Origin of the sequence: Scytonema sp. PRP1 (assembly GCF_036697665.2) — a bacterium.
GTDB lineage: Bacteria > Cyanobacteriota > Cyanobacteriia > Cyanobacteriales > Nostocaceae > Kalymmatonema > Kalymmatonema gypsitolerans.
The window spans coordinates 1-23,439 of record NZ_JBAHYJ020000113.1 but is presented as its reverse complement, the minus strand read 5'-3'; the positions used below and the strand labels follow the sequence as shown (position 1 = coordinate 23,439).

At 43.4% G+C, this 23,439-nt stretch carries 20 protein-coding genes and 2 pseudogenes; 10 read left to right on the top strand and 12 right to left on the bottom strand.

The features are described 5' to 3' along the window. Positions 1 to 110: 110 nt before the first annotated feature. Positions 111 to 995, top strand: a complete 885-nt coding sequence (gene ylqF / locus V5G28_RS29595; protein ID WP_332986977.1) for a ribosome biogenesis GTPase YlqF — start codon at positions 111 to 113, stop codon at positions 993 to 995. Positions 996 to 1,014: 19 nt separating this feature from the next. Here ylqF and V5G28_RS29590 read toward each other — a convergent pair whose 3' ends face one another. Beyond that, on the bottom strand, positions 1,015 to 2,385 hold the full coding sequence (locus V5G28_RS29590) for a GTP-binding protein (protein ID WP_332986976.1): 1,371 nt from the start codon (positions 2,383 to 2,385) through the stop codon (positions 1,015 to 1,017). A 343-nt stretch (positions 2,386 to 2,728) separates the two neighbouring features. Here V5G28_RS29590 and V5G28_RS29585 point away from each other — a divergent pair, with 343 nt between their 5' ends. Next, positions 2,729 to 3,730: a bestrophin family protein gene (locus V5G28_RS29585; protein WP_336231469.1), complete on the top strand. Its 1,002-nt coding sequence runs from the start codon at positions 2,729 to 2,731 to the stop codon at positions 3,728 to 3,730. 749 nt (positions 3,731 to 4,479) lie between these two features. Here V5G28_RS29585 and V5G28_RS29580 read toward each other — a convergent pair. The 3 genes and pseudogenes from V5G28_RS29580 to V5G28_RS29570 all read right to left on the bottom strand — a co-directional run bounded on the left by V5G28_RS29580 (position 4,480) and on the right by V5G28_RS29570 (position 7,589). Next, positions 4,480 to 4,671, bottom strand: coding sequence for a hypothetical protein (locus tag V5G28_RS29580; protein WP_332986975.1), 192 nt, complete (start codon positions 4,669 to 4,671; stop codon positions 4,480 to 4,482). A 379-nt stretch (positions 4,672 to 5,050) separates the two neighbouring features. After that, a complete protein-coding gene (locus tag V5G28_RS29575; protein WP_332986974.1) occupies positions 5,051 to 6,142 on the bottom strand; it encodes a glycosyltransferase family 4 protein in 1,092 nt (363 codons plus the stop codon). 410 nt (positions 6,143 to 6,552) lie between these two features. After that, a pseudogene (locus V5G28_RS29570) lies at positions 6,553 to 7,589 on the bottom strand (metal ABC transporter substrate-binding protein). 147 nt (positions 7,590 to 7,736) lie between these two features. On the opposite strand from V5G28_RS29570, the gene V5G28_RS29565 reads away from it, so the two are divergent. Both V5G28_RS29565 and V5G28_RS29560 read left to right on the top strand, forming a co-directional pair. Next, positions 7,737 to 8,525, top strand: a complete 789-nt coding sequence (locus tag V5G28_RS29565) for a metal ABC transporter ATP-binding protein (protein ID WP_332986972.1) — start codon at positions 7,737 to 7,739, stop codon at positions 8,523 to 8,525. 63 nt (positions 8,526 to 8,588) lie between these two features. After that, positions 8,589 to 9,434, top strand: a complete 846-nt coding sequence (locus V5G28_RS29560; RefSeq protein ID WP_332987254.1) for a metal ABC transporter permease — start codon at positions 8,589 to 8,591, stop codon at positions 9,432 to 9,434. Between the two features lie 340 nt (positions 9,435 to 9,774). Here the strand turns inward: V5G28_RS29560 and V5G28_RS29555 are convergent, their stop codons facing one another. Beyond that, positions 9,775 to 10,506, bottom strand: a complete 732-nt coding sequence (locus V5G28_RS29555; RefSeq protein ID WP_332986971.1) for a choice-of-anchor E domain-containing protein — start codon at positions 10,504 to 10,506, stop codon at positions 9,775 to 9,777. A gap of 312 nt (positions 10,507 to 10,818) precedes the next feature. Between V5G28_RS29555 and V5G28_RS29550 the strand changes: the two genes are divergently transcribed. Then, the gene (locus tag V5G28_RS29550; protein ID WP_332986970.1) at positions 10,819 to 11,604 is read left to right on the top strand and encodes an HAD family hydrolase; all 786 of its coding nucleotides are present in this window, start codon (positions 10,819 to 10,821) and stop codon (positions 11,602 to 11,604) included. Between the two features lie 33 nt (positions 11,605 to 11,637). Here the strand turns inward: V5G28_RS29550 and V5G28_RS29545 are convergent, their stop codons facing one another. Further along, complete coding sequence (locus V5G28_RS29545; protein WP_336231467.1) at positions 11,638 to 11,784, bottom strand: hypothetical protein; 147 nt, start codon at positions 11,782 to 11,784, stop codon at positions 11,638 to 11,640. Positions 11,785 to 11,846: 62 nt separating this feature from the next. Here V5G28_RS29545 and V5G28_RS29540 point away from each other — a divergent pair. From V5G28_RS29540 to V5G28_RS29525, 4 genes and pseudogenes are all read left to right on the top strand, one after another. Further along, positions 11,847 to 13,057, top strand: a pseudogene (locus tag V5G28_RS29540) (DNA double-strand break repair nuclease NurA). 147 nt (positions 13,058 to 13,204) lie between these two features. Beyond that, a complete protein-coding gene (locus V5G28_RS29535) occupies positions 13,205 to 13,795 on the top strand; it encodes a Uma2 family endonuclease (RefSeq protein ID WP_332986968.1) in 591 nt (196 codons plus the stop codon). 119 nt (positions 13,796 to 13,914) lie between these two features. Next, a complete protein-coding gene (locus V5G28_RS29530; RefSeq protein ID WP_332986967.1) occupies positions 13,915 to 14,736 on the top strand; it encodes an FHA domain-containing protein in 822 nt (273 codons plus the stop codon). Positions 14,737 to 15,061: 325 nt separating this feature from the next. Continuing rightward, positions 15,062 to 15,826 carry a Uma2 family endonuclease gene (locus V5G28_RS29525; RefSeq protein ID WP_332986966.1) on the top strand — a complete coding sequence of 255 codons (765 nt, stop codon included), beginning with the start codon at positions 15,062 to 15,064 and terminating at the stop codon, positions 15,824 to 15,826. A 142-nt stretch (positions 15,827 to 15,968) separates the two neighbouring features. Here the strand turns inward: V5G28_RS29525 and dacB are convergent, their stop codons facing one another. Together dacB and V5G28_RS29515 are read right to left on the bottom strand one after the other, a co-directional pair. Next, complete coding sequence (gene dacB / locus V5G28_RS29520; protein ID WP_332986965.1) at positions 15,969 to 17,441, bottom strand: D-alanyl-D-alanine carboxypeptidase/D-alanyl-D-alanine endopeptidase; 1,473 nt, start codon at positions 17,439 to 17,441, stop codon at positions 15,969 to 15,971. Positions 17,442 to 17,798: 357 nt separating this feature from the next. Next, positions 17,799 to 18,008, bottom strand: a complete 210-nt coding sequence (locus tag V5G28_RS29515; RefSeq protein ID WP_332986964.1) for a hypothetical protein — start codon at positions 18,006 to 18,008, stop codon at positions 17,799 to 17,801. A 568-nt stretch (positions 18,009 to 18,576) separates the two neighbouring features. Here V5G28_RS29515 and V5G28_RS29510 point away from each other — a divergent pair. Continuing rightward, entirely contained in the window at positions 18,577 to 19,011 is a 435-nt protein-coding gene (locus tag V5G28_RS29510) for a hypothetical protein (RefSeq protein WP_332986963.1), read from the top strand. Positions 19,012 to 19,061: 50 nt separating this feature from the next. Here V5G28_RS29510 and V5G28_RS29505 read toward each other — a convergent pair whose 3' ends face one another. The 4 genes from V5G28_RS29505 to V5G28_RS29490 form a co-directional block, all read right to left on the bottom strand. Further along, positions 19,062 to 19,892, bottom strand: coding sequence for a dienelactone hydrolase family protein (locus V5G28_RS29505; protein WP_332986962.1), 831 nt, complete (start codon positions 19,890 to 19,892; stop codon positions 19,062 to 19,064). A gap of 134 nt (positions 19,893 to 20,026) precedes the next feature. Beyond that, positions 20,027 to 21,094: an NADH:flavin oxidoreductase/NADH oxidase gene (locus V5G28_RS29500; RefSeq protein WP_332986961.1), complete on the bottom strand. Its 1,068-nt coding sequence runs from the start codon at positions 21,092 to 21,094 to the stop codon at positions 20,027 to 20,029. A gap of 249 nt (positions 21,095 to 21,343) precedes the next feature. Then, positions 21,344 to 22,561 (bottom strand): MFS transporter, encoded by a 1,218-nt coding sequence (locus V5G28_RS29495; RefSeq protein WP_332986960.1) that lies wholly within the window; start codon positions 22,559 to 22,561, stop codon positions 21,344 to 21,346. Positions 22,562 to 22,972: 411 nt separating this feature from the next. Next, on the bottom strand, positions 22,973 to 23,374 hold the full coding sequence (locus V5G28_RS29490; RefSeq protein ID WP_332986959.1) for a fasciclin domain-containing protein: 402 nt from the start codon (positions 23,372 to 23,374) through the stop codon (positions 22,973 to 22,975). Between the last annotated feature and the right edge of the window lie 65 nt (positions 23,375 to 23,439).

Below are 23,439 nucleotides of genomic sequence, written 5' to 3'. Positions count from 1 at the left end.
GTTACAATTTGCACACACAGCCCACAGATATTATTTTATCAGTTCGCTACACAATATTAACAGTCCTAAGTCATTTGACAAAGGACAAACGACAAAGGACACTCGTACAAATGTCAATAACTCAAAACTATAAACTAAATATCATTCAATGGTATCCAGGGCACATTGCTAAAGCTGAAAAAAACCTCAAAGAACATCTCAAAGTTGTCGATGTCGTATTGGAAGTACGCGACGCCCGCATTCCCTTGGCAACACATCATCCCAAAATGAGCGAGTGGGTGGGAAGCAAAACACGGGTGTTGGTGGTAAATCGAGTTGATATCATTTTGCCGCAAGTACGACAAGTGTGGACACAGTGGTTCAAGAGTCAGGGTGAAGTACCTTATTTTACCAATGCTCAGCAAGGTCAAGGTGTGGCTGCGGTGTCAAAAGCGGCACAAGCTGCTGGGGTGGCAATTAATGAACGGCGGAAAAGTCGCGGGATGTTACCCCGTCCAGTCCGTGCTGTGGTGATTGGCTTTCCAAATGTTGGCAAATCAGCTTTAATTAACCGTTTGCTGGGACGGCGAGTGGTGGAAAGTGCAGCGCGTCCTGGGGTAACTCGCCAATTGCGTTGGGTGCGAATTTCCGAGGAACTGGAATTGTTGGATGCTCCAGGTGTCATCCCTGCTAGGTTGGAAAATCAAGAAGCAGCATTGAAGTTAGCGATTTGTGACGATATAGGTGAAGCATCTTACGACAATCAAACAGTAGCAGCGGCATTAGTAGATATAATCAAAGATGGTCAGACCAATGATCCTGATTTTTTACCAGAACATCCTTTGCGATCGCGTTACACACTCGACCCCACGCCTCTGACTGGAGAAGCATACTTGCATGCTTTGGCAGAGTATCGTTACAAAGGCGATGTAGAAAAAACTGCACGGGTTCTCTTAACAGATTTTCGTAAAGGTTCACTGGGTCCGATTCCTTTAGAATTACCACCTAAGCAGTAAGTTTTTGCGCGAGATATTTTTAGCTAAGATGCTGTCCCAACTCTTGCCGCAAACGATACAAAATTGTATTGGGTTCCACCTCAGCCAGTATTTCTTTAATAACTGTACTCGCTCCCAATTGTCCCCAAGAACAGCCTTTTTCCAGATAAACTTGCGCCGCTTTTCCCACAGCGTATGCTCCGTAACCTGCGATACCACCTTGCGTAATTGCAGTTCCAGCATAAGCAGTGACATTTATTGGGTTTTCTCCAGAAGCAATGGCGGCGGTACTTTTACCCAAACCTAACAGCAAACTGCTGCCTAATTCTCCTAGCAGTAAGCCACCAGAACTGAATAAAATCGTTTTTAAAATCTTCCCGGCTTCGTAGCTGGTTATTGGCAAACCATACAGCCGTGCTAGCGAGCGAATTAAGGCTAAATCGGCAATTGTTCCGCCGAGAATATCTAAGAAGGCGATGGGATTGAGCCCCACTGCTAAAGCTTTGTATTTGGTATATTGCCAAATCAAGTCTTCTGCTTGTTGTTGGCGTAAGTCGAGGGTTTTTTGGGCGATCGCCTCTTGTGCATCGCGTGCTTGGATCAGTGCGTTTAAAGCCAAGAGCGATCGCCCTTCGCGATTAAGAATTTTCAGAATTGTTTGTTTGAGTTCGTCTATTTGTGGCGGTGGTGTTTCCCATTCATGTGTCACACGACCATCAGACCACTCAACGCGCACTTCCATCGGTGCAGGTTCCGCCGCTACCATCACAATTTCATCAGGTTTTAGGGGTTTTCCTTGAGGATTTCCTGCGCCCAACTGTTGCAAATTGTTGTAAATTGCTGTTTTGTCTGTATCCGGGTAAAGGTCTGTCTTATTGAAGACCAAAATTAAAGGTTTTTGCGCTTGTCGCAATTCACACAGCGCTTTATACTCAGTCCTGGTAATATCACCAGATACTACAAAGAGAATAAAATCTGACTGACGCACCACTTGCCGCGCCATTTCTGCCCGTGCTTCTCCTTCAATTTCATCTAATCCTGGTGTATCAATTAACTCCACCTGCACCTTACCGCCAGGATTCCAACGCACGGAACGAGGGTACTGAGTCACACCGTTGAGGGGACCAGTTTGTAAAATCTTTTGTCCTAGTAAAGCATTCAACACCGCTGACTTCCCACGACTTACCAAACCAAAAGCCGCAATGCGGATGACGTTATGGTCAAGTTTGTTGAGTGTGGTGGTCAAAAGTTCCAATTCTGGTTTGACCAAACCTGCTAATTGCGAGTTTGATGACGACTGTCCGGGTTTGCGAAGGTTTCCATACCAAGACAACGCAAGGCTTAGGCTAGCACGAGCGCGATTTAAGTGAGTTTCTTGCAGGTTCTTTGGCACTGGGTTAGATTGACTCAAGGCTGATTTAAAAATAGCTGTTTTTGATTCGGGAAGCTGGGGAGGAAAATTTTGATGTTTGGCTGTGTACGTAGTTTAGAGTAACTATACCAATTTTATATTTTAGATTTTGGAATGGAGAAATTAAGCCATAGCAGTGTCTGTGGAAAAGCTGAAAAATATTTATCAGCAACAGTAGTATATTGCATAAGCAAGGTAATATACTTTTCGTATAACTTTATATAAGTTAACAAAAATATCAATCATGGAATAATGGAATCTCCAACCCAAAACGCAGACTGATTTCTAAAGGTTTCTAAGTCAAGTTGAACGTTCTGTGTTCATTAATTTGGAGCTATAATACATGACCCGCTCAAATTCCACTAATCTACTTGAACGGTGCAAAAAGTTTCTAAGCAGGAAAAAAAATTCCTTTACAGGAAAGTATCACCTCTACACTGGCGAAAAACTGAATTGGTTTCAAGTCTGTTTACGACTTGAAATGTCAGTTATTCCAGTCATTCTTCCCTGGGTAATATTTTGTGGTGTCTATGGTTTTTTAGTATCATTATTATACTATTTTGGGTTTTCCATTGCATTCGCACAAAAGAGCGGTGTCCTTACCAATGCTATCTTGACTTTCAATATTGGCTTTACTTTGTTATTGGTTTTCCGGACGAATACAGCGAATGAGCGATTTTGGGAAGGTCGTCGATTGTGGGGAAGTTTAGTCAATACGGTTCGTAACTTGGCTCAGGGAATTTTCATAATCGTTAAAGAGCAGTCACCCAAGGATAGAGTAAAAAAAGAGGCAACTGTGCGGCTATTAGTTGCTTTTGCGATCGCGATGAAGTTACATCTAAGGGGAGAGTCGGTTGACGAGCAGTTAGCGCCATTGATGTCTGATATCCAGTATTTCAAGCTCAAAGATACTCAACATCCCCCACTACAAATTGCCTTCTGGATTAGAGATTATTTGCAGCATCAGCATGAGCGTAATTGTATAAATATTTATCAGCTGACTACCTTACATAACTTGGTGGATGATTTGGTAGATATTTTGGGTGGCTGTGAACGCATTTTGAGAACACCACTTCCCTTAATATATAGCATTAAACTCAGGCAATTGTTGTTGATATTCTGTCTGATATTACCTATTGAGATAGTCAGTCATCTAACTTGGTGGACTGGTGTAGTAACGGCTTTTGTAAGTTTCACCTTATTAAGTATTGAGGAAATTGGATCGGAAATCGAAGAGCCTTTCGGGCATGATCCAAATGACCTACCCTTGGATATGATTTGCAACACAATGCGACGCAATGTTGAAGAGTTAATCATAAGCGCTGCTAGTAGCGCTCGTGACTAAGTAACCATTTAGGGATTTCTAACAAATAAATGATCCAATCTTGTGTGGGCGAGCGTAAGCTCCAGGAGGGTTAGCCCGAACTGACAGCGACTGGCGTTGGGCATCTAGCTAAGTAAGTCAACTTAAGGTGAAAACCAGTATAGAACAAGCTTTTAGAGATTGCCTCGTTCCCAGCCTCAGGCTGGGAATGCCTACTGGGAGGCTCTCTGTGCCTCCCTTACTTGCGTTACTAGCCGCCCCCACCGCATTTCCTGCTTAGACCACCGAAACGAGATTTTAACGAGATTGTCAAAGGGTTGTGGTTTAAATTGACACCAATGGCACCAATTCCATCCTACAAAAAAAGTTGGATACTTTTTAAGAAAGGAAGTCCCTTTTAAGGATGCAGAGCATCCAACTTCTTGTTCCCAGGCTGAGCCTGGGAACGAGTTAAGAAGGCTCCGCCTCATTTTTTAAGAGCATCTTCAGGTCGAATTGGTATTAGTAATCATTGGGAACAATCTAGTTTGCAAAACGTCTGAGTAGATAAAAGCTGGTACCACGGTGATTGGGTGTCATAAAAAAAGATGCAAACAACACCCAAAGATGGGAACCAGCTTGGCTAAGTTAACGTCTACGAGAACAGAATGAACGCTGCACTATTTACTGGATGGTCTTTGACCTATTCGACTTGATTGAAGCTGTTTTGGAGGTGTTTTGGAGGTTGGAGGTGCAAATAGCAGGCTGTTATCGCTGCACTTTAGCTGTCATTACGTCAGAATGAGTTGGGATGACATTGGGCGCTGTCGAATACGTCTGTGACTCAAGGAGTCCGGACGACTGATAGATAACAGAGGGACTTCTTGCCAGCAGGATTGACAAAACCAGTAGACACCTTTGTGACGCACATGACGCAGCAAAGGACTATCGCAACAAGGACAACTATTCGTTGTCGTCTTCATAAAAACTCGGGGTAAGTGTGGAAAGCCATCGCATGGATGGCATGGGAGGAAACACGACACGTTCGCGTAGCGTCTCCGTCAGGAGAGGGATTTTAATTCCCGTGGAAGGGACTGGTTTTTAAATGGATATAATCCCAGGAACCAGCAAACCCGTTAATTGTCTCCTCGCCCAACACAACTAAGATGACTGGTCTTTAACCACGACCTAACAAGAGGTCTTGCAGATAATCCGAACTAGAGAAGCATTCGGAAGTGCGTACCAAGTTGTGTGTTATGGGCTAGTCATCACCGGAGTCAGCCGACTTGTTTAGGACGAGTCTAGTGGCTTTAGTCCTGGGTTGATGACATTTTTCTCGTTGGCGCAGAAAGCTGCTGTTGATTACAGCTTCACAGAAGCTATTGATTCCAACGAGTTTCTTAGGGCATGAATGAATCCATTCTTCTGAATCCGGTCTTTGAGGATTTGTTCATAGACGGCTTCATACCCATCCACCATTTGGGTAACCGTAAACCTGTTTTCCACATATTCTCGACAGGTTTGACGATTTAACTCCAAAGCAGCGGGAATCATATCCGCCATCTCTTCATAGGTTTGGCAAACAAAACCTGTTTTACCATGAGCAATGACTTCTGGTACGGAACCCATATTAATACCAATCACTGGTGTACCCGCTGCCATTGACTCAATCATGACTAAGCCAAAGGGTTCTTGCCAGGTAATAGGAAACAGAGTTATGGATGCGTTAGCCAAAAGTTGAACTTTCGCAGCATGGTCTACTTCGCCCAAGTATTCTATTTGCTTACCATCAATAAGCGGGGCAATCTCTTTTTCAAAAAACTTTACGTCTACAACATCAACCTTCCCTGCCATCTTCAAGCGCCAACCCGCTTGTTTTGCTATGGCGATCGCGTGTTGCGGTCCTTTTTCTGGCGAGAAGCGCCCTAAAAATGCCAGATAAGGTGGTTCTTTCGGTTCCGCTACAAAAGGGTAATCTTGTATCTTGATGCCATTGTAAACAGTGCTGACGTAATTCAGATCTGCTTTACGCTGGGCATCACTGATGCTGATGTATGGTTGCGTTCTATGAAGGGTAAATACTTTGCTGCTGTCATTGGTGAATGCCCCATGCAAGGTATGCACTGTGGGTGTTGACACCATATTTGCTAATGCCAATGACCACATCCCCACATGGGAATGAATGATGTCGAATTCCTCCGCTTGTTGGTAAACCTCGCTAGCCTGTAGCATCTCGTACATCATACCCTCTTTAATGTTTGGGTCTAAACGCAATGCACGAGGATGAGTTGCTTGGAGTCTAGCTAATGTTTGCGAATCACCAGAGGCAAACAAAGTGACATCGTGGCCGCGACGCACCAGTTCATCAGTCAGATGACTCACGACGAGTTCTATTCCTCCGTAAGTTGAAGGAGGAACCCGTTCCCACAAGGGGGCAATTTGAGCAATTTTCATAGATTTTCTTGGTTCAGCTGGTTTAAAGTGGTCGTTAAACAAGGGTTGATATACTTTTGCTCCAGGTTTTTTACCTCCTTTTATAAGAAGTTGGAATTAACCAAACTCCCTGCGAACAACGTATTTTTCCGTTCATTTTGCACCCTTTCAGCGCCACCTCCAAATTTCTGCTGACTAGTTTTGCTTAACTAGCCATACTGCAGCTATTCTCTACTGTATTCTGATATTTCAGAATACCACATCTATCTTAAGGATTATATAAAAATTTCAAATGATAACCACGGGGTCAATTTTTCCGTAGAGGCAAATATTTGGGGATCAAGATTTATGACTATATAACGAATAATTGGCGTTATTGTCATAAAAAGCAGAATTTTATGCCAGCTAAATTTATAATTGCTCTTGAAAGCTTATTGATTCATTGAACGTTGAAACGGCGTATATTTTCCCCCCAATGCTTCAACAATAGTCCGCGTGTTTGCCTCGATCATTTTGATGTAAGTCTCTCCCTCACTTCCAGGCGCGCCAATTGAATCAGAATACAGTTCGCGTGGTGCTAATTTGATTTTTGCTTCTTCGGCAACAGTTTGAATCAAAGCTGGGTTAATTGTTGTTTCAGCAAAAATTGCAGGAACGCCAGTCTTTTTAATTTCTTCTACCAGCCGCTGCACAGTTTGTGCGCTGGGTTGTTCTTCGGTGCTGATACCAATTAAAGTGCCTGCAATGGGTATTTGATAAGCACGTCCATAATATTGAAATGCATCGTGAGTCGTCACGAGTTTGCGCTTATCTGCTGGGATGGTTTGAATTTGCACGCTTATCCAACTATCTAATTGCTTTAATTCATCAGTCAGTTGCTGTGCCTTTTTCGTAAATTCTTCTTTGTCTTGCGGCGATAACTGTATTAAAGCATCACGAATGGCATTTACCATGGCGATCGCATTCTTCACATCACCCCAAACGTGCGGATCTGGAACTTTGCCTTTTTTCCCTTCATCCAACTGCAAAGGCTTGACAGCTTCCCCCACCGCTAGCTGACGCGCCTTTCCCCCGCAGATTTCATTAACTTAATCAGTCCTGGTTCTAGGTTGTAGCCGTTATACAAAATCAAATTGGCTTCTTCCATAACCTGTGTATCTTTCGGTACTGGTTCGTACACATGAGGGTCAGTACCCGGTTTAAGTATTCCTGAGAGTTGAATTTCATCTCCCCCGACCTCTTGTGTTAAGTCTGCAATGATGGTACTAGTAGCTACCACTTTCGGCTTATCATTGCTGGAGGAAGAAGAGCTAGAGTTTTGTTGAGTACAACTAAGCAAGGCGAAAGATAACAGCATTCCCAGACAAAGCTGAGGAAAGTGGGTAAAAACAAAAAATTTTTTCCTTATGCTTTTGACTTGTACTTTTTGGTAGAGGTTGCTGCCTTCCGTCTGAAGTATTAGTTTCATTTATGTTGGTTATTACTTCCAATTATAGATGTTCTCATATTTCTTTCATTTTTATAGTAAGCTCAAGCAAAGGACTATTCAAGCAGTGTTATGAAAATCATCTCTTTGCACCCAAAATTATCGTTATTCAGGAATACAGCTGGCGAAATGCCCGTTGTAGAGACCAGAGGCGGCGCGTCTGTACAAAATAGTATTGATCCCAATGCTACAGAAGCGATTCAAATCGCTCATTTAGGGGTGCATTACCGTGTTCAGGAAGCCTTGAGGGATGTCAATTGCACTGTCAAACCAGGACGACTGACTGGTATTTTTGGTCCCAACGGTGCAGGTAAAAGCACGCTTATTAAGGCAATGTTAGGCTTAGTTCCTTGCAGTGGTTTAGTACAGTACCAAGGTAAACCCTTGACGCAGCAACTAGAGAAAATTGCCTATGTCCCGCAGCGAAGCCAAATAGATTGGAGTTACCCTGCTACAGTTTGGGATGTGGTAATGATGGGAAGGGTAAAGAAAACAGGATGGTTACGTCAGTTTTCAGTGGTGAGTCGCCAAGTGGCAAAAAGTGCAATAGAACGAGTTGGGATGAGTCAATACCAGAACCGTCCTATTGGTGAACTTTCAGGAGGACAGCAGCAACGGGTCTTTTTAGCGCGTGCTTTGGCGCAAGAAGCGGAAATTTTCTGCTTTGACGAACCGTTTGTTGGAATTGATCAGAAAACCCAAGCGGTAATTTTTGAAGTTTTCCATGAACTCACCGCCGCAGGTAAAATTGTCTTAGTCGTCAACCATGACTTAGGAGAGTCCATCACCCACTTTGACGACTTGATTTTATTAAATCGAGAGTTAATCGCTACAGGTTCCCGAAAGCAGGTTCTTACTGAAGAAAATTTGTCCCGCGCCTATGGTGGAAAGGTGATGTTTTGGACAAAAGCAGCATGATAAAGTCAAAAGTCAAAAGTTGAAAGTATTTTACTAATGACAAAGGACTAATGACTAATGACTATGTTGCAAGCTTTGATTGAGCCTTTACAATACGGCTTTATGCAGAGGTCGCTTGTCATTGCCATTTTAGTAGGCTTATTATGTGCGATTGTTGGTAGCTACTTAATGGTGCAGCGGCTTGCTTTGCTGGGTGATGCTATCAGTCACTCGGTTTTACCAGGACTGGCGATCGCTTTTTTGTTGGGAGCGAATATTTACATTGGGGCATTTATTGCTGGTGTGATCAGTACAATGGCGATCGCCTGGATTAGAACGCGTTCTCCCATTAAAGAAGACGCCGCAATGGGGATAGTGTTTTCGGCATTTTTTGCTCTTGGTGTCACCCTCATTACTGTTATTCAAAAAGACAATAAAATCGACCTCAATCACTTCCTTTTCGGAAATATTCTCGGTGTTACTGTTCAAGAAGTGAGAGATACAGCGATTATTGCGGCTGTTGTTTTGTTGACTGTCTTTTTACTATACAAAGAACTGCTATTTTACACATTTGACCCTTTAGGTGCTAAAGCAGCAGGATTACCAGTCAATCGCCTCAATTTTGGGCTCATGCTGCTGATTGCTCTTACTATCGTCGCTAGCATGAAAGCTGTAGGTGTCATTCTGGTATTATCACTTTTGATTACACCGGGAGCAACCGCCTATTTATTAGTGAAACGCCTCCATGAGGTGATGATTTTGGGGGCGTTCATTGGGGTGTTTTCTAGTATTTGTGGGATGTATCTCAGCTATTTTTACAATTTTCCCTCAGGACCAGCGATTGTTTTAGTTGTCTCCGGATTATTTTTGTTAGCTATGCTATTTAGTCCTAGACATGGTGTTCTTATACCAAGTCGTAAGTCGGTGTAATTATAGCAGATTAACGTGAGTTCGACGAAACCTAACCCCAACCCCTTCCCTACAAGGGAAGGGGCAAAATCCCCAACGCACGTACGAAAGAATAGGCTTTTTAAGCCTCTCCCCGCTTCGGGGAGAGGTTTGGAGAGGGGTCAAATCAGAATATATCGAACTCACGTCAGATTAATGGATATTTAGAACCACAGATGGACACAGATGGACACAGATGGATTATCTGTGGTGTGTCCTAGGCTATTGAGTTCTTCAGATCCCCGACATCTTAAAGAAGTCGGGGATCGTGTTTTTGTGGTCTCATTTTCTCTTGTTTACGAAGGGAATCGCATGAAACCTGCTAAGCTTTGCTCAAACTTCTGTTTCTCTGTACCAACAAACCAACGCCAGCCATGACGCCTATTCCAAGTATGGCAGAGGGTTCCGGTACTTTTCTCGGTTGGTAGTCATATGTAACTTCGACATTGCTTTTAGCATATGTTGTCACATAGGATATGATGTTGCCTGATCCAGAAACAGTTGATTTCGCTGTTGCAGAAAACAATAAGTTTAGGTTATCAGAGCCAGTAAAAGACTGCAATAAGATGTTGTCGATGTAAGTTTTTGTAGCAGACTGACTAGCCGTGAGTCCTTCAACCGTTTTCCCAGAAGTCCCACCAAAATCAGTCGTACCGTCATATTTGGCGACATCATAACTGTAATCCTGTCGCGGAGTAAACTCGGCAACAGATGTCCCATCAGCCAGTTGCAATTTCAGATCGCCAGAAAGATCTACTGTGACTGTAGATGCTTGTGGGCTTCTGTTTTCAAACCCTGCATCTCCTTTTATATCGCCGATAAAATCTATCTTCACACTATCGAGTGTGCCAAGAGATGAGTCAAACTTTTGGATACTCAGAGGTGCGTTAATGATGTCTGTGTAACCAAAACCTGCATAAGGCACTGAACCGTCTGTAGGCGGGTTATATGCTGTAGTGTATGTGACTGTAGCCGCATGAGCAGCTTCAGTAATTCCGACAATCCCTGCCAATGCGCTAGCAGCTGTTAAGACGCTTAAAAATCTTCTTCTCATAAATATGACTTGCTCAAACTTGGATCACTATATTGGTATCTACAATGCCAATTCATTCTTAACCCTAGAGGTATACTTAAAGGCTTGATAAATCTACTTATTTTTTTGGTAAACTTAGCTTAAAAAATTCAACTTAGTAGTACATCTGCTTAGTAGCCACTATTCTAGCAGTGTCAGTAAACTTTCGTGGGTCATAGGTACAGTAGGTCATCTGGCACATTAGCGAACCGTTGACATAACTACTGCATAAGTTGAATTTGTCAGGTAAGCTGTCTACAGCAGCCTTATTGAAAGTTAATTAACCTCAAAACAATGACGGCAATGACTCCCACAATTCTGGCTTTGGACTTTGATGGTGTGATTTGCGACGGATTGATTGAATATTTTGAAGTAGCCTGGCGTACTTATTGTAAAGTTTGGTTGCCACAGCAAGATACACCAGCAAATGATTTAGCCTCTAAGTTCTATCAGCTGAGACCTGTGATTGAAACTGGTTGGGAAATGCCCGTTTTAGTCAAAGCATTGGTAGAAGGAATTCCTGAAGAAAAAATTCTTCAAGAATGGGCAAAAATTGCCCAACAAATTTTGTTAAGAGACAATCTGAAAGGGGCAGAAATTGGCAGTAAACTAGACAAGATACGGGATGAATGGATTGCTACAGATCTAAACGGTTGGCTGAGTTTGCATAAGTTTTATGCAGGTGTGGTGGAAAAACTCAAAGCAACCGCTACCAGCACAGTTCATCTATATATCATTACCACAAAAGAAGGGCGTTTCACACAGCAGCTATTACAACAAGGAGGGTTAGATATACCACGAGAAGCCATTTTTGGCAAAGAGGTGAAGCGTCCGAAACACGAAATTCTGCGAGAATTAATTCAGGCGACAAATACCTCACCAGAGAGTTTATGGTTTGTAGAAGATCGGCTGAAAACATTACAGCTTGTCCAACAGCAACCAGATCTTGAAGGAGTGAAACTTTTCCTTGCAGACTGGGGTTACAATATCCCAACTGACAAAGTGACTGCTCAAAATGACCCACAACTTGAGTTGTTATCACTCACTCAGTTTGCTCAAGATTTCTCTGAGTGGCTTTAACAGTTACCAGTTACCAGTTATCAGTTATCAGTTTCATCCTTTGGGGGAAACACCACACTCCTGTGCACCGTTCGTCAAGAGACGTGCCGTAGGCATAAGCGTTGGTGTCAGTACAACCACACCAGCCCGCTGCGGCTGGTACTGTTCACTGTTCACTGTTTTAAGATAGTTCTGAGTCATGAGTGGTGAGTACCTTTATTTGAACACTCAAGACTCAGGCTCAAAACTCAGGACTTACGATTATGCTTGATCTTACTAAAATCACCGGACAAATGCAGGGTTTGAGTCAACATCTGACGCAAGAGGCGGTTGCTAGTCGCCAGCGTTTAGAATTGGCTCAAAAACATTTTCAAAATGCTTTAGAGTGTCAGGAAGAGTTAGTACAGCGACAGGAAAAATGGCGCGATCGCATCTTGTTTGCCAATGCAACCCCCATAGAACCACTCAACACCTGCATTGATCTCCCAGTTCCCCCGAAAATTCATACCGTCATTGCTACCGATGGTTCCCAAATATCCCCCAGTCACCACGAAATTGCTTACTGCTATCTTCTCAACATGGGTAGAGTTGTCTTACACTACGGACAAAATCGTTACCCGCTTCTAGATAGTTTGCCGGAGATATTTTATCGCACAGAAGATTTATATCTTTCTCGTAAGTGGGGTATTCGTACTGAAGAATGGATGAGTTTCCGCCGTACAGTCAGCGAAGCAACTGTGCTAGCAGAACTGGGTTGTAGCGTAAAAGAGGGACAAGGGGGGGAAAAGAAGACAAGGAGACAAAAGAAGTTCCTACGCTAGCAATGGTGGATGGTTCTTTGATTTACTGGTTTTTAGAGCAATTACCCTTAGATGCACGCGCTCACATTTTACCGCCTATCCTAGAAGCTTGGCGGAAGTTGCGGGAAGCTCAAATTCCTTTTATGGGCTATGTGAGTGCTTCGCGCAACGTTGAAGGGATGAACTTTTTGCGTCTTTTAGCTTGTCCCCACACCGTACCAGATTGTGCCAGCTTTTGCCCGAATCAACTAGAAAAAGTCCCTTGCAAAGTTTTTGAACCTTTACGAGATACGACTCTTTTGTCCACTCAACTTAAACCAGGACAACGTGGTTGCTTATGGCGCAGTAACGTTCGCATTCTTGAACTGTACGAAGACCAACAAATTTACTTTTGTTACGTGCATGTGGGTACCGAAATTGCCCGGATAGAAGTACCATCATGGGTAGTGGAGAACACAGCTATGTTAGACTCTGCACTGGGACTCATGCTAGGACAAGTACAGAAAGGATATGGCTATCCAGTGGCGATCGCCGAAGCGCACAATCAAGCAGTCGTACGTGGTGGGGATAAGGCGCGGTTCTTTGCCCTCCTTGAACGACAAATGATTAAAGCTGGCATCAAAAATGTAGGAACTTCTTACAAGGAAGCCAGAAAGCGTGGCAGTATAGCTTAAGTGAGCAAGAAAGTACTCAGAAGTCAGGAGTCAGAATTCAGCGCGTCTGTATTTTGTACGACTAGCGAATGAGTTTTGCCAACATACGCCCCCACTGATTGCATTCTGAATTTTAAATTTAGAATTCTTCGGTGAAATCAGGATGAGATGCCATCACACACGGAAAAATGTGACTACAAAAGTGAATATCGCTATGGAGAAATATTGCCCATGAAGGGGAGTACAACTAATCATAATCAAATTGCAGGTAATATTTATGCTTTCTTGAAATTTGCTCTCAGAGGACAAAACTATCGAGTCTTTATCAACGATATACGCTTGTGGATACCGCGATATAACCTATACACTTATCCAGATGTGATGGTTATTGAGGGAGAACCAATCTATGAGGAAACTGATACTACCACAGTTATGAATCCTTCAGTTATTATTCATGTTTCGTCAAAATTAGCTCATAACCATAAAGAAGCAGATAAATTTCGCTTTTATCGGTCAATTCTAGAATTTCAAGAATATATTGTCATTGACCAGGATAGTTGTTATGTAGAGCAATTTACCAAAAATGTACAAGGAAATTGGACACTAACTGAGTATGAATCTTTTGATGCAGTGTTGCCATTTGCTTCAATAGATTTTCAACTGTCCTTTGTAGATATTTATGAACTAGTTAATATTGAGAGCAATGAGGACAAGAATACAGAAGTATCTAATCTCAAATTCTGTTTGGAACAATTTTAGAAATAAGTACCATAGATATTAAAAATGAGACAATGAAAACTCTGATGCTCACTGAAGCGTTTTTGCCACAAGACAAGACAATTTAGATAAAATGAAAAATTGCTCCCCAAAAGCAAGCCATGCAAAACCTCAGTACATTACAGACAACAGGGCTAAGTTTAGAGCTTTTTCATGTTCAAACTAACACCTCTTTTGAGTTACCACCGAATCTCGCTGTCATTCGCATTGGTAAGCCAAATGACCAAATTGCCCCGGACATCAATGTTTTAGCTTTGCCAAATGCCGATATTGTTTCTCGGCTGCATGCAGAGATTCAGGTAGAAGAAAGCACTTATTATATTATTGATGTAGAAAGTGCCAACGGAACGTTTCTCAACAATGTAAAGCTAGAGCCAAAACAGCGCTATCCCCTCAATATAGGAGATAAAATCGACCTAGGTCAGGAAGAAAAGGTAACTTTTATATTTCAACATAAACAAAATTTTGTTTCTACCTCTCATTCCACACCGATTCATCGACCTACAGTCATTCAGGCTAAAATTGTGCAGCCTGAGATTGTGCAGCCTCAGGTTGTTGAGAACAACAAACAACCCCGCGTGGATCGTTCCAGCAAGCTTGTCGGTTTAGTGCTAATGATTGCAGGAATTGTGATAATATCTGCGAATACTCACATTGGTCTGTTTGTACGTATTCCTGGTGTGCTGTTATGTGTTACAGGGGTTATTGTCTTAACCCAACGGCATTTAAACCGTAATATAGGATGGGTTTTGATAGGGCTGGGAATCGCATTCATGCTGTTTACCGGCAATGTCTTCGCGTCAGTTAATCTTTTTGCGATTCTTGTATCTTCTGCTTTATTATTTGCTGGATATCAACTATTTAATACGGGTAAAGTCTTGAATTACAGTTTGCGCTCTTTTAAGGAATTATTGAAGAGATAGTCATTTTTAAGTAGGTCATTTTACATTTAATATATGTCTTCCTAAGTTGAAAAAACCCCACCCCCTACCCCCTCCCCGCAAGCGAGGAGGGGGATTAATAAGTTTTTCATGGGTAATGGTGTACGTCGTTCATGGAGACTACTTAGTTGATTTGATTAAGGGATTTCCAAGAAATAAATTATCCATCTTGTGGGGTGGGTCCCCGCCGCCCAGTTTATAGGACGGGCTGTCCGGCCCATCCCACAAGAAAAAGTTGGATATTTTTTTATTTGGAAGTCCCTAAGCTAAAATTGTGCTAAGTTTGAAGCATCCAAAGGGCTTGGTTATGGTTTCTCAATCCCTAGCAACAACTCCAGCAGAAGTTATTTACCCGGAAAGCGACGGCAAGCCAATGGCGGATAATACCAAGCAGTTTCGCTGGATTTTGGTGATTGAGCAAAATCTCGATTGGCTGTACGCTGATGATCCAAATGTCTTTGTTGCTGGGGATTTGTTATGGTATCCGGTAAAAGGTCGCAATACTATTGTCACAGCACCAGACGTGATGGTGGCATTTGGTAGACCCAAGGGAGACCGAGGTTCGTATAAACAATGGGAGGAAGACAACACCCCACCTCAAGTTGTCTTTGAAATCCTCTCTCCCAGTAACAGTTCTACAGAGATGGATAAAAAGCTCCTGTTTTACGATCGCTATGGAGTTGATGAATATTATATCTACGATCCAGACAAGAATACTTTCAGAGGTTGGTTGAGAACAGAGGATGGGCTAGATGCGATTGGAGAGATAGCAAACTGGGTGAGTCCTCGGTTGAGTATCCGGTTTGATATGTCCGGTGAGGAGTTGCAAATTTACCGTCCTGATGGTAGTAAATTTTTCTCTTACGCTGAGGTGAACGCGCAGTTAGAACAAGAAAAGCAACGTGCCGAACAAGAAAAGCAACGTGCCGAACAGGAAAAGCAACGCGCTGAACAAGAAAAGCAACGCGCTGAACAAGCACAACAAGAATTAGAAGCAGAACGCGAGCGATCGCAAAACCTAGAAGATATATTACAAAAGTATCGGGATCGCTTTGGTGATTTGCCTCAGTGATTTAACATTAATGATTTAGGGATTTCCAAGAAATAAATTATCCATCTTGTGGGGTGGGCATCCTGCCCGCCCTGAATACTGGGACGGGTGGGGACACCCATCCCACAAGAAAATTTGGGATATTTTTTTATTTGGAAGTCTCTTAACAATTTTGTAGTTGAGCTAATAATACCACAATTTCATCCATTCCCTGCCGCACAACCCTTGCAGGCTGTTCGCTTTGATTCACCATAATACTAAAAACGACTGGACCATATCTGGGCGCATTCAGGTATCCAGCCAAGGAAACAACACCGCTCATCGTGCCTGTTTTTGCTTGTACAATACCTTCAGCAGGTGTGTTTTGAAAGCGGCTTTTCAGAGTTCCGCTTCTACCTGCTACAGGTAAAGATGCACGATACACCAACGCTGCTGGTGATTTCGCCATTGCTTGCAAAGTTTGTACCAAAGCTTCTGGACTGATTAAGTTTTTACGAGATAAGCCTGAACCATCTACCACAGAGTAACCAACTGGATCGACTCCCATCTGGGTTAACGTCGCCTTCATCACTTCCAAACCTGCATCAGCAGAAGTTTGATTTTCAAGGGGTGGTTTTTTAATAGCTAATGCCCTCAACAATGACTCAGCAAAGAGATTATTACTATTGATGTTTGTCAGTGCGAGCAGTTCGGATAGTGGCGGAGATTCCACATTAGCTAATTCTTCTTCATTCTTGACACTAGTAGGTGACACAAACATCTGTAGAACAGGGATTTTTTCTGCAATCAAAGTACTACGAAAACGACGTAAGAAATATTCAGCAGGAGCAAGAACAGGTAAACTAACCAACGCAGGTTCAGAATTTACTGCCAATTGCCCTTGAATTCGTAAAGTTTGTCCTTTCAAATCACGGGTAACATTAGTGAATGTTGGTTGGTTTTCTGCTGTTGTTACCGACTGATTAATAACTTGCCACTGTCTATCCTCACTGATATCAGTCCAGATAACTTTGAGAGGTTGGCCCACAGTTTGCGGCAGAAGTCTTACATTAAAAACATTTTGATTTAAAATGAGGCTGTTGATAGGTGCGCCGTAGTCTGACTGTATATCCTCCCATTGCCAAGAGGGGTGAACAATATCTCCTTTAATATAAGTATCATCAGCAATCAACTGATTTACTCTCTGAATACCCCTCTGTTTCAACTGCTTTGCTAAAGCTGCCAATTGTGCATCAGTCAAACTCGGATCTCCCCTACCCACAACACGCAAAACAGCGTTACCACCACCATAGACAGAGGTGCGAATGCGAAAATTTGTACCAAGTTGCTGTAGTGCAGCAGCTGTTGTCAGCAGTTTAGTTGTGGAAGCTGGGGTGAAGTATTTTTGCGCATCCCGACTGTAAAGAATTTGGGTAGAAGACAAAGGTTGTACTAGAATCCCCCAACGCGCCCGACTGAATACAGGACGATTGATCACAGCATCTACAGATGCTTCCAGTTGGGCGGGACAAATTGATTTTGTGGTGGTTTCTGTTGGTACAGCTGGTGTTTGTGCTTGGACTGGTTTTAGGGTGGTAATACCTACCTGGGTGCCTAAAAATAGCAGCAGGAACCCAAGAGAGATTCTTTTCGGCATTCTATAAACAGAGGTACTTATGATTCCTTTATGAATGTTTTAACATCTAGCTGGTTCCAATAAAGTATAAAGGAAAGTATTGGCGGTGTTATCGATAACGGGGATGTCAGATATCCAGGGGTGATGAGTTCGGCGACAAAGATTGTTTGGAGTAAGTCGGGGACTTGGCGCGAACTTAGGCGCGAGTAAATATAGCGGGAGGGCATTTAACTTATTCAATTTGAGCAGATTCTTGTTGTGAACTTTGGTAAGACCGCAAATATTCCAGAATCAGCAAGCGCAAGTAATCTAGCATTCTAATATAAGCTTTTATTTGCCCAAGCCTTGTGGGTGAGTGCGATGCCGCAATTCTCAGATTTAGATGATTGCTTGAGGTGTATAGGGAAAATCTTCTGCTTGTACTTGCCTTATTAAATCTTTTAGATTAGCTTCAAGATTAAATGCAAATATTTTAAACCCCAACTCATCAATAATCATACGGCTAGTAACATTTACTGTTCTTTGCCAAGCCAGCAGAAAATTATCGTAAGTTAGAAATTTATCCCACAGATTTTCACTAAATGTCATTATTTATATTTATTACTTAGTCAATAAATTGTAAATCATCCAAGGCTTGTACCTATTTCAGTTATTTACTAAGAGAAGTTCCTAGTCCAGGATTTTAATCATAGAAAGCAAAATAAGTGACTCTAAATCATAATATTAACGTAAGAACTATACTTATTCAGTATACATAATTTATACTAAAAATATTTTTGTACGGATTGTCACTGTACTACCTGCCGCACCCGCAACGGCGGCGATCGCTCTAATATAGCTGATGCTAAATTGTTCTTTTTGTTGGTTAATATCCATATGTACTGGGTAGGAAGGCTTTATCTTCAAGCCCTTGCTAGCTGTCGATCGCTTTTAAATCGCTTTTTCGGCGGGAGCATGCCAATTTCTAAAAAACACAGAAGGGAGAAAAATACTTCGCGATTGTGCCTCGCGAAGTGAATTGGATAATTAATCTTGCGATTTGTCTTCCTCTTGTTCCGACCCAGTAATGCCGAGCAAACTATCATTTTGTATCTGATTTTTTCTATTGTTCCGCACTCCTGACTAGTCTATATTGATAGCCTAATCGATAAGTGTCATGGAACAAGTTCTCTTCTGGGGTTGCTGGTTTGCAACGCTTGGCACCACCGCCCTGCTGCTTTTGTGGTCGTTGCCCCTCTCCCCGTTTACACACCCTGGAATCACTGCCAATGAAGCCGTCATCATCTTCTTGGCTGTCATGGTCATCCGCTGGCTTGCTCTCGCCGCTGCACTGATACTGGTCGTTATCGTTTGGGGGCAACGGCTGAACTTAGCAACGCGCTGGATTGTCGGTCTTGCGATCGCCGTGCTAGCCCTACACTTTGTGCTTGGGATCATTAATCTTGGCGTGATGAATGTTTGGCTTAGTATCGACCATACCAAGACACGCGCTACTAACGCCATTTACGCAGGAATCTATTTTGGTCTGCCCACACTTTTGCTGCTACTCACAGCGCCCCTGATGCTCAGCGCTGCTCGTATTCTCCGCTGAAGCGCTTTTCGTGTAAAGAAAAATCAACTGGAGCAGTTCATTCTTTAGACTTACACGCCATGCCGTTTAAACCATGCCTGGAGGCGTTGCCAGCCATCAAGAGCTTCTTTCTCGCGGTAAGAGGGGCGATAATCGGCAAAAAAGGCATGAGGTGCATCGGGGTAGACAATGATTTCGGATTTGCTGCTGCTGGACGCAAGACGCGATCGCATTTGCTCCACAGTATCCAGGGGAATGCCCGTATCTTGACCGCCGTAGAGTCCGAGAATGGGGACTTTCAGAGTAGACGCAATATCAACGGGATGCTTGGGCGTTAGTTCGGTAGCATCGCCCACCAGTCGCCCGTACCACGCTACGCCTGCCTTAACCTTGGGATTGTGTGCGGAGTACAACCAGGTAATGCGACCACCCCAGCAAAAGCCCGTAATCCCCAACTTACCGGCATTACCTTGAGCTGACTTTACAGCCCACTCCGTCGTGGCATCAAGATCCGACAGCACCTGGGCATCTGGCACTTTAGCGACCACCTGGCGAATTTCGTCTACGCTGCTTAATTTTGAGACATCGCCTTGACGAACGAACAATTCCGGAGCGATCGCCACGTACCCCAACTTGGCAAAACGACGGCAGACATCCTGAATGTGCTCATGTACACCGAAGATTTCCTGAATCACCAGGACTATTGGGAAATTTTTACCAGTAGCAGGCATGGCTCTGTAGGCAGGAATTTCCCCATCTTTGACGGGAATTTTCACCGCACCAGCTACCAACCCCTTGGCATCGGTGGTGATGACTTGGGCATAAATCGGTTGCACTGCGAGGGCAAAGCCCGTCGCCAGGGTAGCAGTTGCGATAAATTTGCGGCGCGTTATTTCTGTCATTATCTTTACCTTACAGCCCTTTTCAAATGATTAAACCACAAATAGTAGGTAGGGCTATGCCACAGAATATCTCAAAGCCTGTCAGATGGTACTCTGGAAAAGTAGAATTTGTTGTTGAAAATAGTTTTGGAAATTCAAAGCCATGCTCGCTCATACTGAACGGGCGAAACTTGATCTTTTCCTAACGTTTTCGCAGCATATGATGGCCAGTAAGGATTGCGTAGCAATTCTCGCGCAAGTAATACAACATCTGCTTGACCAGTGCGAATAATATGGTCAGCTTGTTCTGGTGATGTAATCAAACCTACAGCGCCAGTCAAAATATTTGCTTCATTGCGAATTCTTGAAGCAAACTGAGTCTGATAACCAGGACCATAAGGAATATTAACCTTTGGTAAAGTACCACCACTTGAGGTGTCAATGAAATCGACACCCAGAGTTTTGAGTTTATCTGCAAGCGCGATACTTTGCTCAATATCCCAGCCATTTTCTGCCCAATCTGTTGCTGAAATTCTCACCCAAAGAGGATAACCTTCGGGCAAAACTTCTCGTACCCCGCTGACAACTTCTCTTAAGAAACGAGTACGATTTTCAAAACTCCCTCCATATTCATCCTCTCGATGATTGCTCAAAGGCGAGAGAAATTGATGCAATAAATAGCCATGAGCCGCGTGAATTTCAATCACTTTAAATCCAGCTTCCACAGAGCGTTTTGCAGCTTGCACAAAAGCATGAATAATTTGTGCAATTCCTTCGCTATTTAATGCTTCTGGAACAGGGTGATTTTCAGTAAAAGCGATCGCACTGCTAGAAACCACAGGACGCCAACCGCCAGCAGATTCATCGACGACTTTTCCACCTTCCCAAGGTGGTGCTGTACTGGCTTTTCTTCCTGCATGAGCAAGTTGAATCCCTGCAATAGAACCCAAATTGTGAATGAGTTCTACGGTTTTTGCGAGTGGCTCAATATGTGCATCTGACCAAATCCCCAAATCTTGAGGACTGATGCGTCCTCGCGGTTCCACCGCCGCCGCTTCTGTGATTACTAAACCCGCACCGCCAACAGCACGGCTTGCCAAATGAACTAAATGCCAATCATTGGCATATCCATCTGTACTAGAATACTGACACATTGGTGCAACAGCAATCCGGTTGCGAAAAGTGACTGCGCGAATTGTGAGGGGTTCAAATAAGTGTGTCATAAGATTGATTCCTTTACTGGTTAAAAGAAATATTTCCTCATTTTTCTCTTTTGTGTTAACGGACACTTTCCTCAACGGGGGGAACCCCCCTTCGGGTATGCCTTCGGCACGCTACGCGTTGGCGGAGCCTGCGCTTTGCGCTTACGCCAGTTGCCTGCTGTCGGGAAACAAGGACTGCAGCACTGGTCTCACCGCACGGAAGTGTCCTCCTCTGTGCCTCTGTGGTTCGTTAGAAATTCAACACTAAACTCAAAGCCCAAGACGACTTCTACGTCCACTCAAATGAACGACTAAAGCAACGACTAACACGGAAAGACACAGAGCGCAAACGCCGTTCCATTTCCACATAGCCCAGCTATAAGTGCCAAGAAAAGAACCGAGTGCGCCACCAGTGTAGTTAGTCACCATATATACAGTATTTAAACGGCTCTCCGCATTGGCAACCAAATTATAGACGCGAACTTGGTTCGAGACATAAGCTCCGTGCATAGCCAAGTCAAGGAGCAACACCCCTAGTATGAGAGCTATCAAATAATTTCCGGCAATCCAAATTATGACAAAGCCTGATAGACTCAGAGCAAGGGCTAATCCTACTAAAACTCTCGCACCCCACTTATCTACAAGCCTGCCGATGAAGGGAGTCGCGATCGCCCCAGCTATGCCAACGAAGCCGAACAATCCAGCGACTTGACTGCCGTAATAATACGGTGGTGCTTCTAGTCGAAAAACCAGAGTCACCCAGAAAGCATTAAATGCCGCAAATATCAGTGCTATGTTGAGCGCGGCTTCACGCAATACGGGTTGCTGGCGGACGAGATCCCCAAGACTTTGCATCAGTTGCTGGTACGACAGTTTGTCAGATGATTTGCTTACGGGAAGCCGCCCTCGAATCCCAAAGGCGAGAACAATCATCAAACCGGCTGCGATCCAGTATATAGCTTGCCAACCCAGAATGTTCCCAACAATTCCACTCGCTGCTCGCGCCAGAAGGACACTGACAATGACTCCACTGATCAGCGTTCCAATCACCTTACCCCTCTCGGCTACAGGAGTCATCCGTGCCACAAACGGGATAATCAGATGTGCGACGATACTGTTGAAACCAAGTATCAAACTCGACACAGACAGCCAGGTGATATTGGGTGATAGAGCCGTCGCCACCAAGGCACAAGCAAGCAGAAATAGCATTTTAACGATTAATCCCCGGCGTTCCACCTTGTCACCCAAAGGGACTAAAAACAGTAACCCCACTGCATAGCCTATTTGAGTGAGAGTAGGGATAAATCCCACCTGCTGCACAGAGATATCAAAGCTTCGTCCTATCTCTGCAAGTAGCGGTTGGTTATAATACACGTTAGCCACCGACAAGCCGCAGGTGATAGCCAAAAGAAAAACCGTACTACGCTCTGCCAGCATGGAGCTAGTATTAGTCTCAGTGGTTGGAGCGGAGTCCTGTTGAGAATTCATGTTTTAGTCTTTTATGAATATGCTGTGACTGTCGGTCGTTGACGCTTCAGTACCCAGTTGCCAATGTATGTAATAGGGAAACCTGTGGTTCTTCACATACAGTTTCAAGATTCAACCTGTTTTTACAACCCAACCTCACTTAATGCACCTTTAGTAGAGAAAATAGTTATTTAAGCTATCAATTAGAGTTTTTGATTTTCATTCTTCGTACCTTTAGACCTCTAAGTAATTTGTGATTGAACAACTATGAGTAATACTACCATAAAATTTTAATACGGTAAACTAATAGATTTACCGTATTAAACAAAAGTCTTAAAGAATGAAAATCCAAAGAGATGGGATTGTCGTGTTAAACCCGGTACATCATTTCAGACCGTTGGTAATGGTTGTCGCACTTTTCACCAACAATACTTATTGAGGAACCAACACAGTGTCAATCACATGAATCACACCATTATCAGCTGCGACATCCGGAGTCACAACTGTAGCGTCGTTCACTTTAACACCATTGGAGGCATCAATCTTAAGATCTGATCCCGCAGTCGTTGTCGCCTGTTTCAGCTGGGCTAAATCAGCCGCTGCAATTTTGCCAGAGACCACATGATATTCTAGAACCTTTCTGAGCTCGATGACATCCTCTAGCAGTGATTCCACAAATCCTGATTCTAGCTTGGAAAAAGCTTCGTCTGTTGGCGCAAAAACGGTAAATGGACCAGAACCCTTGAGCGCAGTATCAAGACCAGCAGTGGTAATAGCCGTTACCAGAGTGTTGAAAGAACCTGCGTTAATCGCAGTATCTACAATATCAGGCATCTAAGTGTCGCCTCAATTATTAACGAACTTTATTAAGAGATTTAACACACTTTTGACTGTTCAAA

Coding starts and splice junctions, on each gene's coding strand:
- V5G28_RS29555 (WP_332986971.1), bottom strand. CDS start 10,506: ATGAGAAGAAGATTTTTAAGCGTCTTAACAGCTGCTAGCGCATTGGCA.
- V5G28_RS29515 (WP_332986964.1), bottom strand. CDS start 18,008: ATGACATTTAGTGAAAATCTGTGGGATAAATTTCTAACTTACGATAAT.
- V5G28_RS29510 (WP_332986963.1), top strand. CDS start 18,577: ATGGAACAAGTTCTCTTCTGGGGTTGCTGGTTTGCAACGCTTGGCACC.
- V5G28_RS29560 (WP_332987254.1), top strand. CDS start 8,589: ATGTTGCAAGCTTTGATTGAGCCTTTACAATACGGCTTTATGCAGAGG.
- V5G28_RS29490 (WP_332986959.1), bottom strand. CDS start 23,374: ATGCCTGATATTGTAGATACTGCGATTAACGCAGGTTCTTTCAACACT.
- V5G28_RS29505 (WP_332986962.1), bottom strand. CDS start 19,892: ATGACAGAAATAACGCGCCGCAAATTTATCGCAACTGCTACCCTGGCG.
- V5G28_RS29585 (WP_336231469.1), top strand. CDS start 2,729: ATGACCCGCTCAAATTCCACTAATCTACTTGAACGGTGCAAAAAGTTT.
- dacB (WP_332986965.1), bottom strand. CDS start 17,441: ATGCCGAAAAGAATCTCTCTTGGGTTCCTGCTGCTATTTTTAGGCACC.
- V5G28_RS29530 (WP_332986967.1), top strand. CDS start 13,915: ATGCAAAACCTCAGTACATTACAGACAACAGGGCTAAGTTTAGAGCTT.
- V5G28_RS29575 (WP_332986974.1), bottom strand. CDS start 6,142: ATGAAAATTGCTCAAATTGCCCCCTTGTGGGAACGGGTTCCTCCTTCA.
- V5G28_RS29580 (WP_332986975.1), bottom strand. CDS start 4,671: ATGAAGACGACAACGAATAGTTGTCCTTGTTGCGATAGTCCTTTGCTG.
- V5G28_RS29525 (WP_332986966.1), top strand. CDS start 15,062: ATGGTTTCTCAATCCCTAGCAACAACTCCAGCAGAAGTTATTTACCCG.
- V5G28_RS29535 (WP_332986968.1), top strand. CDS start 13,205: ATGCCATCACACACGGAAAAATGTGACTACAAAAGTGAATATCGCTAT.
- V5G28_RS29550 (WP_332986970.1), top strand. CDS start 10,819: ATGACGGCAATGACTCCCACAATTCTGGCTTTGGACTTTGATGGTGTG.
- V5G28_RS29495 (WP_332986960.1), bottom strand. CDS start 22,561: ATGAATTCTCAACAGGACTCCGCTCCAACCACTGAGACTAATACTAGC.
- V5G28_RS29545 (WP_336231467.1), bottom strand. CDS start 11,784: ATGACTCAGAACTATCTTAAAACAGTGAACAGTGAACAGTACCAGCCG.
- ylqF (WP_332986977.1), top strand. CDS start 111: ATGTCAATAACTCAAAACTATAAACTAAATATCATTCAATGGTATCCA.
- V5G28_RS29500 (WP_332986961.1), bottom strand. CDS start 21,094: ATGACACACTTATTTGAACCCCTCACAATTCGCGCAGTCACTTTTCGC.
- V5G28_RS29565 (WP_332986972.1), top strand. CDS start 7,737: ATGCCCGTTGTAGAGACCAGAGGCGGCGCGTCTGTACAAAATAGTATT.